We start from the raw sequence: 12,586 nt of genomic DNA on the forward strand, positions 1-12,586 counted from the left end.
GACAAAAGCCCTGTTATGTGACCCTGGCAGGGTTTTGTTTTTAAAACAATTGCGAAAAGAGTTTTGGGCCAAAAACAATTAATCCAATGGCAACAGCACCAATAGCCGCTAGAAGTACAGCCCCGGCAGCCACATCTTTGGACTTTTTCACTAATGGATGAAATTCTGGGGCGTTACATCTGCCAGAAACTCAAATGCCGTATTCAAGGCTTCAGCCATCCAAACCGAAACGATCGCTAAAATGATGAAACACCATTCGACAGTAGTTAATTGATAAACTACCGCCATTGCAATTGTGATTATAGTGGCGACAAAGTGAATCCATGCATTGTGCTGTGTCTTTAGCATCACCCATAAACCGGCAAATGCATATTTAAAGCTTCTTATCCTTCCCGTAAATTCAAATGGTCGTTGCATGATCGTTAGTTATTTTGTGCATCACTTTACAAATAAAGATATCTTCTTTTAGGCAATTCAAGGCCATTATTCCAAAACACCGATCATGCCGGTAGCGTGGTTTGCAAATGCAATGGTTCCATCGGCACTCAGACTCACATCGGTTGCTGGGATTTCCGTGGACAACCACTCTAATCGGCCGTCAGTGGTAAGGGATGCCATGAAATAATTACTTCTAACTAATGCTTCAATGGGGCCAAATTGACCTCCCGAGAAATTATTTCCGGCAACAACGATACGCCCGTTTTTCACCGCTATGTCCTGCAATTGGGTTGTGGAGGCTACCGTCCACTGAATGTTGGCTTCTCCATCTATTCTCAGGATATCTGAAACGGTGTTCAGGTATATTTCCGAATCATTAACCACTTCAAGCCCATATCCACAAGAGCCGAGGCTCTCATTGGTGTAAATCAACGCTCCGGCAGGGCTTATTTTTTTTAAGGAGATCATATCTGCAATGCACTCATAACAGTAAATGTTGCCGCTGTTGTCTACACCGAGTCCTCGTATGCTCGAAGCAGGTGCTGGTGGTGAAGGCAATGACCAAAGTACCTCTCCCGACGCATTGTATTTCACGATAGCTGCAGAGCCGAGAATATTTCCTAAGAAGGTATCTCCATTTTCCAGGCGTACGGTTCCATTAAATATACCTCCCAGGATAATATTACCTTCCTGATCAATGGCAATACCAGCAGGCTTATCATTCCCTGAACCGGAAATTTCTTGATTAGCAACCTGCGTGTTTGTTGCAGGGTTCAACTCCAGATACATCACATTCTGAAATCCCACGGCCTTGCCAGAGACAATGGGATTCCCATTGGGAAGAAAAGACAAATAATTGAGGTCGTGGAATACCTGTAACCCAAGATCCATGGTTGCTTCTATTTGACCCGATTGGTCCATTTGCAACAGAAAGCCATTCCTTATTCCCTGAGTTACTTGTTGAAGTCCTGTAATGCCCGGATTACCGGTATAATCACCTGTGATTAACAGTTTGTCTCCATTGCTCCACTCCACATCAATTGAACCCAAACTGCTAATTTGAGTGCTCCAGGAAATTGCCGGTACGCCCACGTTGGCTTCGGAAGCCATGCCTGGAGCATCATCACCAGCGCATGAAATGAATAAAGAACAAATCAATAAAGTAAAGAGGAAAAAGAAGTTGCGCATCATCAGGACATTTTTCGATCAAAAAAAAGCCCTATTGGACAAATTCAAAATACCGTGTTCAGGGTATTTTGGAGGCAGTATTTGATAATCCTATGCCTGATTAACGTCAGCAACTCAATTTCAAGAAAGTATTTGAATTGACGACTTTGCAAGTTTCGAAATCCGTCTGGTTCCCTGGATGTCCTGAATGTAACTATTTCTGTTGGAATCAGACTTTTTGGAGGTACCTCTTAATCTGTTCCCTGCCTTTTAAAGTATCGGATTCTCAAACGGTTTACAAGTGACCTGGCCATCCTATCGATTTTAGTGGTGTAATACTCCTCAATTCAACAAAATCTCATCCAGGAAGATCCAGCTTTTACCATCGGGATTGGGATGCCACCAGGGGTTTTTCTGCACATTTCGAATGTCAACACGAACAAATTTTGCGTCCTTTATATTGACCGGCACATCAAAATAATTCATTTCATCCACCAATGTCTTGGGTTGTTCCAGGGGAAAATCGACCTTTCCCGCAGCCTCAAATTGCTTACCATCTTTTGAATAAGAAATTGAAATCATTGTCGGATAAAAGATCCAGCTTCCTTGTGCAGACAAGGCACTAACTGTCACCCGGTTTAAATCCGATGCATTGGCTAATTCCAACGTCACAGTAGCATCTTCTCCTTCATATCCAATCCATTTGCCATCTGTAAAACGCTGGGTGCCTTTAAGACCATCAATGAGCGTCAATCCACCCATTCCCTTATATTTTTCACTTGGATGCTTGGCCAGTACTGCCTTAACCGGCACCAACTCGGTAGCAATCAATCTTTTTTCAGCAACATCACTCGCATCCCACCCTGGTTTATGGCTAATGGCTTTCAAAAACACGGATTTAGTGATCACAATTGGTTCATCATATCGTTCACTGAGCGTATCAGGTTCGGATCCATCCAGTGTATAATAAATACTTGCACCTCTCAAAGCCGTCTTCATTTCCAACTCCACCGTGCCTTGAAAGATCTCTTTATCAATGGAGAAAATAGGGGGTGCCATCAGACTTGCATCAAAAATATCATCATAAGCCCCTTCATGAATATTTAACAATGGCTTTGCATTTTTCAAATCTTCCAGCGCATCCCTGGTTGTGTTAGCATTCCAAACATAGAGGTTTTTCAATCCTGGCATCTCCTTCAACATCGGAATCACTTCATCCGTCACAGCTGTACCATAGAGGTTCAGTGACTCCAGGTATTGCAGGGCTGATAATGCTCCGATGGTCTTTTCTGAAATGGCAGTATTCTGCAATTGCAGTTTCTTCAGGTAAGTAAACTTTGACAATTGACTGCTCTGATCATCTGTGAAATCACTACCAGCCAGATTCAACTCCAATACATTTTCCGCAATGGATCGAATGGGTTTCAAACCTTTCTCCTGAATATCATCACGAAAAGCAAGATTGACAATGACCATGGGATTTTCTTCAGCAACGGGTTGTACCGCGTAACCTTCTTCCCAAAACCCTTGATATTCTTTTTCACTGAGTGGATCAACATCATCATATGCCACTTTAGACACAGGCTGACTGAACTTTTGCAGAATGTCATCCAATGGTTCTCGTTCCTCCATTTCTGCCACCCGACACTCGATACAGGCTTCATTGCTAATCCACCATTGAAGTAAGGCGATCTCATCCGCGGTTAGCTGGGATTTCCCTTTCGGTGGCATGTGCTTATCATCTTCCATTGGTAAGTCTACTCGCTTCAAAAAACTGCTGTTCAAATGGTCTTCAAAGTCAAAAATGGCTCCTCCCTTTCCTCCGGACAATAAGCCTGCTGTAGTGGTCATGACCAGTTCTCCTTTTGCTTTGGAAGGGTTATGACAAGAATTGCATTTCGTATCCAGGATAGGTTTGATGATCTGGTCAAAAACAAGGGCTTCATCGATATTGGGAATGATGATTGTGCCATCAACCGGCTTACTGAACAGATAATCTTCACCATGGGTCATGTTACCACCGAAATGCCCAGTAAAAACCAACAAGAGTGAAACCAGTGCCAGTACCGGAAATTGATATTGCTGAAAGTATTGCTTCGCATGATTGAGAAAGGCCAGCACGGAGACGACAGCCAGTACAATTCCCATCCACTTGTGCCAGTTCAAGGCAGCATTTTCATAACCTCCTTCATCCGCCAACATGAGCCCGGTAGCTACTGCGGCAATCGAAGATGCTGCCCCTAGAAATAAGGCAATCCCGATGGAGAAATCCATGTCTGTCCTTTTCTTCAAGCGCTTCACTACTTCCAATGCAAAAGCAAAGAACAGGATCCCAATGGGCATATGCACAATCAAGGGATGAAAACGGGCGATGTTCAAATAGAAACCGGGTTCTTGCATGGATTAATTACTAATAAAAATTTCGTCAATGAATAGCCAGGGGGTGGTACCTCTACCGTCGTGCCAGGCAGGTATCTCATCCATGAGCACGTTTACTTGTATGGTCCCCTGAACCTTGTTTTCCAGAGGAATGGTAATGAATTGAAAGGTTTTAGACGCAAATGCAGTAGGCGGAGCAGTCTTCCACTGCCCAACCTGAGTTTCCCCTTTCCAAACTTCGATCCGAGAAGGAGCAAAGATCCAGGAACCATGATCGGCCAGCACACTTAAATTCAATTGATCAATCGACGTATCTGCTCTTATTTCAAAAGTGACAGTATCTGAGGAAAACCCCAACCAATGACCATCTCTGAAGTTCATGGACCCTTTTCGAGAATCAAACAAGGAAGCAGCGCCTTGACCCGCATACTGTGGAGCTGGATCCGGAGAATAGGACACATTAATGTCTTTCCCCTTTGTTATTCTAAATACCTGCACACTGACCATTTCGCTTGGCTGATAATCGCGATGGAAAGCTTTTGCTTTGATCGTGGCTGAAATTTTCACGGTAATTGGTCGTTTAAACAGGGGGCTGTTTTCGGTAACTTCTTCTCCTTCCAAAGCATACCTTAGTTCCACACCTTCTACATCGAGATCGAGGCTTACAGTGCTAGATGTTTCGAAAAATGGCTGAGTCGCTTCGATGGCTGGTGGTGCTAACTGGAAGTGGCCGATTGGGGTGTATTGAGCGTGTAACGGAATTAATCCAAATAAAAACACGATCCCGATCAACCTCAACTTAAGCGTCATTCCTGTGCTATACAGGAATCTCAAATTAAGATCTGCTAGCCGATGATGAGATTCCTGCCGCTCCCGGATGGGAACAAAGTCAGGAATGACGAACTCAATTTTATGGCTTAAGTTGAGTTTCATCACACCCTCTTCAATTTAATCGGATAGGCCCCGAAGGCATTCCACTGTGGTACATAGAGGTTATCGTCCCGATCCACGCAAACATCATGGGGGTGGCGGAAGATCTTGAAGGCTTGTCGGATTGGTTTCAAAGCACCCTCCTGATAGCGAGGTGTAGTTCCTCCGGGAGCTGAAACCAATTGATTGTTCTCATCTAATACGGAGATAAATCCGGTTCCTTCGGAGCCATCACCTGACCAAATGGTAGCCAGGTATACCTGGTTGTCCTTGATCACGGGTCTGCAAATAAATGCTCCCGGCAAATGAATGGATTCCAGGTATTCGCCTTCCATTGAAAAGCGTTTCAGTTTATTCGCCATGCGGTCGGTGATCAACAAAGTAGGCTGTTTTCCTCCTCGCTGATCGACGCAAATACCATGTGCATTGGAAAAGTGATGTTCTTCTTCTCCCCGACCTCCAAAGATGTTTTTCAATTGACCCTGGGTATCATAATGCATGATGTATTGTGAGCCGTACCCATCCGCAACGTAAATATCTCCATTGTCAGCAATGGCCGTCTCTGTTGGCACATAGGCACCTGCTTCTTTGTATTTCCCTGATTCCCTGGGATAAGGAAGTGTCATGATCACTTTTCCTTTCAAATCGGTTTTGATCACCTCATGTCGACTATTATCTGCGATATAGAGAAAATCTTCGCCCCCTTCATCTTTCAATGTCAAGCCATGGGCACCGGGATAATCATTGCCCCAGGTTTTGAGCAGCTTGCCAGATTTATCATAGATAATGACGTTGTTTTTCGTCTCGTTGGTCAGCAAAATCAGTCTCCCCTGGCTGTCCTCTACCATTTCATGGCAGTCTTTCACAGGATAATAGGTCGCATTCAATGCACCCCAGTTCAGATCGACCTTGTAACGAAAGTCTCCATGGCCAATGATCTGGTCTTGCTCGATACCTGAAAATCCCGACATGACCAGTCCCGCGCCTAGCAAACCACCACCACTGCTTTTGATGAATGTTCTCCTCCGCATCAGGTAAGAATGTCTTTTACCACATGGCCTTCTACATCGGTCAAACGATATCGCCTACCTTGATATTTGTAAGTCAATCTTTCATGATCGATCCCTAGTTGATGCAACAGGGTTGCCTGGAAATCATGTACATGTACTGGGTCTTTCACAATGTTATATCCAAATTCATCGGTCTCGCCATAGACGATCCCTGACTTGATGCCACCTCCGGCCATCCACATCGAAAAACATCTGGGATGGTGATCGCGACCATAATTGGTTTCTGTCAATGTTCCTTGCGAATAGTTGGTCCGGCCAAATTCTCCACCCCAAATGACCAGCGTATCTTCTAACATGCCGCGTTGCTTGAGGTCCATGACCAGCGCCGCAGAAGCCTGATCCACATCTTTCGCTTGCTTTTCAATTGCTCCAGGCAGGTTATCATGTTGATCCCAACCCATATGGTACAACTGAATAAATTTCACTCCTTTTTCAGCCAGTCTTCTGGCCAGGATACAATTCGCGGCAAAGGTGCCCGGCTTTAATGCATCAGGTCCGTACATCTGGTAGATGTAATCTGGTTCATCATCGATGTTCATCACTTCGGGTACAGATGTCTGCATGCGATAGGCCATTTCATATTGAGCAATTCGGCTTTGGATCTCAGGATCGCCAAATTGTTCGTATTGCATGTTGTTGAGTTGAAAAAGCTTGTCCAACATCTTTCGCCGACTGTTCCTGGTGAGGCCTTTTGGATCATTCAAATACAATACCGGGTCTTTTGCAGCCCTGAACTGTACTCCTTGATGTAAGGAATGCAAGAATCCGTTCCCCCAAAGTCTGGAATACAGAGGTTGCGCGAAAGGTCTTCCTGTACCTCTCGATAACAGGACAGAAAAAGAAGGCAGATTTTCGTTTTCACTACCCAATCCATAACTCATCCAGGAACCAATACTGGGTCTACCCGGTTGCTGTGAACCCGTTTGAAAAAAGGTGATGGCCGGATCATGATTAATGGCCTCCGTATACATCGAATTGATGATGCAGAGCTCGTCAGATATTTTGGACGTGTATGGGAGCAGATCACTGATCCAGGCGCCGTTCTGGCCTCGTTGTTTGAATTCGAATTGGGAACCGACCAGCGGAAAATTGTCCTGACCGGAAGTCATTCCTGTCAGTCGTTGACCATTGCGTATGGATTCAGGCAAATCCTCTCCTCTTCGCTTATTCAACAGGGGTTTATAATCAAATAGCTCCAATTGAGAAGGCCCTCCACTCTGAAACAGATAGATGACCCGCTTCGCTTTAGCTGCATGATGCAAGACATCCAGTGTTCCCTGGATTCGACCATTGGCTCCTTCCGCTTGTAGCACACCTTTCTCCTTACGAAACATCTTCATTCCCATCAGGCTACCAAGTGCCAAGGTCCCTGCGCCGAGTGCAGCCTTCCCCAAAAAAGCGCGTCGGTTTTCACTCAATGCATATTCTTCTAATTCTTTTTTCATCTCCATCGTATTATCCTCTGATTACGGATTCATCCAGGTTAAAAATCGCATTGGCTACTAGCGCATATGCGGCCAGGTCGGCACTTAATTCAGGCACCTTATATCTTCCAATTTCCAAAAAGTCTTTGACCAGTTCTTCGTCCTCCGAATACCGTGATTGCTCTTCTTTAAAATAGGCTTCCAGCAACCCGATCTCTTCGACCGACGGTGACCGGGAAGTCACTTTCCTGAACATATGTTCAATGATTTGATCCGTCTTATTCAAGCCCATATCAAGTGATTGCTGCGCCAAAGCTCGGCTAGCTTCGATCACCTGCGGATCATTCAAGAGTACCAATGCCTGAAGAGGAGTCGAAGTTTGCTGGCGCTGCACGATGCACATGTCTCTGCTAGCCGCATCAAAGGTCATCATGCTCGGCGGAGGCATCGTTCTTTTCCAAAAAGTGTAAAGACCCCTTCTATAAATCTGATTACCCGTATCTAACTGATAACTGGCCAAACTACCGCCTCCACCTCCAGTCGTTTCTTTCCACAGGCCCTCTGGCTGATAAGGTTTCACGCTGGGACCGCCAATTTCATTGTTTAAAAGTCCGCTGACTGCCAACGCCTGATCCCGGATCATTTCTGCGGTCAGTCGTAACCTTGGTGCTCGAGCGAGGTAAAGATTCTCCGGATCGCGTTGCTGCAATTCTTCTGTGACCTTATTGGATTGCTGATAAGTTTCAGACATCACTATGTATTTGAGCATGGCTTTGGTATTCCATCCTTCTCGTTGATACTTCAATGCCAGGTAATCCAACAAGGCCGGATGTGTAGGCAAAGCACCCTGGTTTCCGAAATCATTGGCGGTGGACACGATCCCTTTTCCAAAAACCTGCAGCCATAGCCGATTGACCGCTACACGAGCCGTAAGCGGATTATCTTCATCAAATAACCATTTGGCCAGTCCTAATCGATCTCTTTGAAATTCATCTTTGTATCCCAAAATAGCCGGGGGTGTATCTGGCAGCACCTCATCCGTCGGCTGATCATATACGCCCCGATTCAGAATGTGCGTCTTACGTGGCTGATCCATTTCTTTCATGACCATGAGGGGTATGGAAGAAGCCTCAGTTCGATTGTTAATAAAGGTCAATACTTCATCAATGTCTTTTTGCGAGATTTCAATTTTCGGTTCAGCTGCTAATTGATTCATATTGATCAATCCGACTTCAGGAATGTTATTGAAGAAGGCAAACAAAGAGAAATAGTCTTTCTGGGTAATGGGGTCGTACTTGTGGTCATGGCACCTCGAACATTCCATGGTCAGTCCGAGGAATGCAGTCCCTACTGTTTGACTCCTATCCGCCACATATTCTGTTCGGTATTCTTCGGGGATTACTCCTCCTTCTGCAGTGATCTTATGGTTTCTGTTAAAGGATGTGGCGACGATCATTTCCATTGTCGGATTTGGCATCAGGTCCCCGGCCAATTGCCAGGATACAAACTCATCGTAAGGCAGGTTTTTATTGAATGCATGGATCACCCAATCCCGCCAGGGCCAGGCGATGCGTTCGAAATCATCTTGATAACCATGCGAATCCGCATATCTCGACACATCCATCCAATCTACAGCCATTCGTTCGCCATAAGCGCTGGACGCCAATAACGCATCTACTCTTTTTTCAAAAGCATCCTCAGATTCATCAGCCAGAAAGGAGGACAGCTCTTCCTGTGTGGGTGGTAAACCCGTCAAATCGAAAGTCACCCGACGTAGCAATTTTTCGGGGGATTCTCTTTTCGAAGGCTTGAAGCCTCTTTCGATCATCTTCTCTGCAGTGAAGCGATCAATTTCATTATTTCCCCAATCGGTTTGATCTGCTTCAGGTACTAACGGATCTACTGGCTTGGTAAATGCCCAGTGTTTTTTCCATTCCGCGCCCTGGGCTACCCACTTTTTCAGGATTTCTTTTTCCCGAGCGGTCAATGTTAAATTCGATTCCGGTGGTGGCATGATGTCATCCGGATTCTCCGTGAAAATCCGCTGAATCAATGTGCTGCTATCAGGCTGTCCCGGTTTTAATGCAAATCGATCGTGATCTTTTCCTAAGGCTCCAAAGGCGAACTCAGCCGTATGCAACGCAAGGCCACCTTCTCTGGTATTGGGATCGGGTCCGTGACACTTGAAACATCGATCAGAAAGAATGGGCTTTACGTGAAAATTGAAATCGACGATCACCGGAATGGCATCCTCATCAATGCTGATGCTTTCAATGGACTGATTGGTCCTGCAGGCATAGATGAATGCACCTGTGAACGCACAGGTAATCAAAAAGAAGAGGCCTTTTGAAATGACTGATCGTGTAAAAACCATTGATACAATTTAAGCTTATTTCATGACGATTTCAGGGCCAAACTAGGGGTTACAAGCTTAAAAGATGGGTTACAAGATGGGTTACAGGAGTGAGAAAAGTGAAAAAATTAATATCAAATTTTCGGGTAACTCAGAGTCTTCGATGAATGATGATGAGTAGCAGATACAAGTAGAGACTGGCAATTGAAAATTGACTTTGAGGATTTGCAGGAACTACAACTGGCCAACTTTAGCCAAAAAATAAAATCCGTCATTCCCGCGTATGCAGGAATGACGCTAAAGTTGGTCAGGAGTTTGACGAATTCATCTCCTTAAAACTCTTCGGAAACTGCTCCTGATATAGCTCTTTATACTTCTTGGCAAACTCCTCATAGAAATACGACGCCAGGCCATGTTTGCCGAGTGTCGTGAGTGATCCTATTTTCAACCTGGCAGCTTGTTCATGTAGGTCATCGATGGTCAATATGACATCTGCCAGCCTGATCTTCCGATCTTCCTCCGAAACCTTTTCACTGATTTCCATCAAGCTGCTGGTTACATGAAAATTCACCTTCCCTTTGTAATCATCCAGCCATTCTATCTCGGTGTTCGGCAAAAAAGGCCCTCTTCCTACTACTGTGATCAATCCATCCAGGGTTTCCTCAGAAAACTGCTGTTTGAGCTGTTCCAGACTTAGCATGGTCAGGTGATAATCGGTTGGCAGCTCGTTTTTCCAATCCAATTTCCAGGCTCCATTTTCATTGACTACCTGGACACTCTCTACCTCTTGCAAAGCAGAACGCAAGCGTCCCATGGTCACGCCCAGTGCATTTTTAGCTTTGGCACGTTCGTAGCCTGGCCATACTTTTTCATAGACTTTCTGGGCCTTGATTCCCTGAGCTTCACCAATGCTATTGAAAAACAACACCAGAAAAAGCTCTTTGATCTTAGGGCTGAATTGATCGGAATGATTGGCTCCTTCTTTGTCAAAAACAGTGAACCCACCCCATAAACGAATGGCATTTTTATCGGACTCTTTTAGCGGTTGGTGTTTGATCTGATTTGAATTAGTTGCTTTCGTTCTTCGAACAAAGGCGGCTATCAGAAAAACTAAAAGCAAAATCGCGAACCAATACCATTTAGGTCGGAACAAATCCGAAGAGGCCGATAACGGAGCTTTCTCTGGCGGAAATAGAATACTGAACAACTTCAATCGGGCCTGCTGATCTTCTACGCCCAAAGTATAAGCAATTAGTTCACTGGTCTTATCATTTTGAAATAATCCAGCCTGTGTTCGGTCAAATCCTTTTTGGACAAATGGTATTGAATCCCCCACTACTTGAATGGATGCCTCGCTTATGCTCAATTTCATCAAGGCGAGGTTATTGACTTCACCAAACGCGCGATAGCCTAATACATAGAGCACTTCCTCTTCCTTTGAAAAAACCATCTGATTGACCACTGAAAAGTGTGAATTGATATCAGGCAGCTCCCACAACTTTTGTAAAGTCGCCGTTCTCATGTCTAACAAATACAGGTCATAATAGTGCTGAAGTCCTAATTCCTGCTTTCCTGTGAGATTGCCTATGCCTCCGAAAACATAAAATTGTCCTTGCTCCGCACCTTTGGATATAGCATGATGGTATCGGGGCGCCAAGGTATCTCCGCTCAATGGGATGAGCGACCATTCCTGCGTAGACTGATCATAGGCCCATAGCGTATTTTTTGAGGTGAAAAAGCCATACCCACCTAACAACATCAGGTTGCTATCCAATGGGTTGATGAAAGGTGCAGACAGCCAGAGGTTTTGTATGGGTTCTCGGGGATTTGCTTTCTGGCCCAGCAACCTTGCTAAAGTATCTACTCGGAACTGCGAAACACCAATGGGCTCCATGTCGTAGGTGATCATCTGATCATTGAGCGGATCAAATAATCCAAATCTAGATTCAATATCAGAAGTTAATTCAAACTGAGTCGCATAGCCATTGGTCAGGTCATAGCTTTGAATGCCTTCAGGGTGCACCCATAAGACGCGTTGACGAATCGGATCATGTCCTACTACCAGTGACATAGGTCCGGTCATCTCACCCATCTCTTTCCAATGAAAACTTTGGGCTGCACGCCATTCACCATTGACTACTTCCAGCGATGTTCCTCCAATGATATCCTTGACTTTAGCTCCTTGAACTTCATTGGCCGGCCAGTGATATTTACTTTCTCCGACAGAGATTTTAAGATCACGGATCATGAAGGGCGGACAATCGACCGTTTGAAGGTCAGGTAAATCATTCACACCAAATATGAGCTTAGCAATGGTCAGGTTTTCCAAAATATTCAGTACAATAATTTGATCACCGCTTGTGAGTGATAATTCAGAATCCCTGAATGTCAGCCGTATTGGCCGCCAGAAATTTCGACGGACTTCTTCTGGTTTTATGGCCAGATTTAGTGGAGTCTCCCGACCATCAATAATTACCTTGAACTGACCTCCATCACCCGGTGTGTACAGAAAATCAATCTTACTTCCATTCGTCGCTAAGGCTCGAAAGATGTAACCGAAGGATGAAAAACCATTCAAAGCCAGGTCAAATTCTAAGGATTGAATTGGATCATCCAATACCCCGGAAATATCAAGACTTGTCCGATTGACAGGTTCTACTTCAAAGGACTTGAAGATCAGTCCATGATTAGTCGGTAAGTCATTTTGTGCTTGTGCAGATACCCTTAAAAAACAAAGGGCTACGGCGACTGTTGTGAACAGCAATAACCGATCAGAAAGCCCCCGCCAATTAAGAATACCCACTTCATTTCGCATCAGATTTCGA

General features: G+C 44.8%; 9 protein-coding genes. All 9 read right to left on the minus strand.

The window, feature by feature from the left end; all coding sequences use genetic code 11:
* Positions 1-40: 40 nt before the first annotated feature.
* The 9 genes from R8G66_21780 to R8G66_21820 all read right to left on the minus strand — a co-directional run bounded on the left by R8G66_21780 (position 41) and on the right by R8G66_21820 (position 12,576).
* Positions 41-151 (minus strand): diacylglycerol kinase, encoded by a 111-nt coding sequence (locus R8G66_21780; protein ID MDW3195018.1) that lies wholly within the window; start codon positions 149-151, stop codon positions 41-43.
* Complete coding sequence (locus R8G66_21785) at positions 151-417, minus strand: diacylglycerol kinase family protein (GenBank protein ID MDW3195019.1); 267 nt, start codon at positions 415-417, stop codon at positions 151-153. Before R8G66_21785 ends, R8G66_21780 begins: the two co-directional genes overlap by 1 nt.
* Before the next feature lie 66 nt (positions 418-483).
* Positions 484-1,629, minus strand: coding sequence for a hypothetical protein (locus R8G66_21790; GenBank protein ID MDW3195020.1), 1,146 nt, complete (start codon positions 1,627-1,629; stop codon positions 484-486).
* Between the two features lie 318 nt (positions 1,630-1,947).
* A complete protein-coding gene (locus R8G66_21795; protein ID MDW3195021.1) occupies positions 1,948-4,005 on the minus strand; it encodes a chitobiase/beta-hexosaminidase C-terminal domain-containing protein in 2,058 nt (685 codons plus the stop codon).
* A 3-nt stretch (positions 4,006-4,008) separates the two neighbouring features.
* Positions 4,009-4,917 carry a chitobiase/beta-hexosaminidase C-terminal domain-containing protein gene (locus R8G66_21800; GenBank protein MDW3195022.1) on the minus strand — a complete coding sequence of 303 codons (909 nt, stop codon included), beginning with the start codon at positions 4,915-4,917 and terminating at the stop codon, positions 4,009-4,011.
* The gene (locus R8G66_21805) at positions 4,917-5,945 is read right to left on the minus strand and encodes a 6-bladed beta-propeller (GenBank protein MDW3195023.1); all 1,029 of its coding nucleotides are present in this window, start codon (positions 5,943-5,945) and stop codon (positions 4,917-4,919) included. Before R8G66_21805 ends, R8G66_21800 begins: the two co-directional genes overlap by 1 nt.
* Positions 5,945-7,429, minus strand: coding sequence for a DUF1501 domain-containing protein (locus tag R8G66_21810; GenBank protein ID MDW3195024.1), 1,485 nt, complete (start codon positions 7,427-7,429; stop codon positions 5,945-5,947). The genes R8G66_21805 and R8G66_21810 overlap by 1 nt, the downstream gene beginning before the upstream one ends.
* A 10-nt stretch (positions 7,430-7,439) precedes the next feature.
* The gene (locus R8G66_21815) at positions 7,440-9,782 is read right to left on the minus strand and encodes a PSD1 and planctomycete cytochrome C domain-containing protein (protein ID MDW3195025.1); all 2,343 of its coding nucleotides are present in this window, start codon (positions 9,780-9,782) and stop codon (positions 7,440-7,442) included.
* A 286-nt stretch (positions 9,783-10,068) separates the two neighbouring features.
* Positions 10,069-12,576: a hypothetical protein gene (locus tag R8G66_21820; protein MDW3195026.1), complete on the minus strand. Its 2,508-nt coding sequence runs from the start codon at positions 12,574-12,576 to the stop codon at positions 10,069-10,071.
* Positions 12,577-12,586 lie beyond the last annotated feature (10 nt).

The organism is Cytophagales bacterium (genome assembly GCA_033344775.1).
In the GTDB taxonomy this organism is placed as follows: Bacteria; Bacteroidota; Bacteroidia; order Cytophagales; family Cyclobacteriaceae; genus JAWPMT01.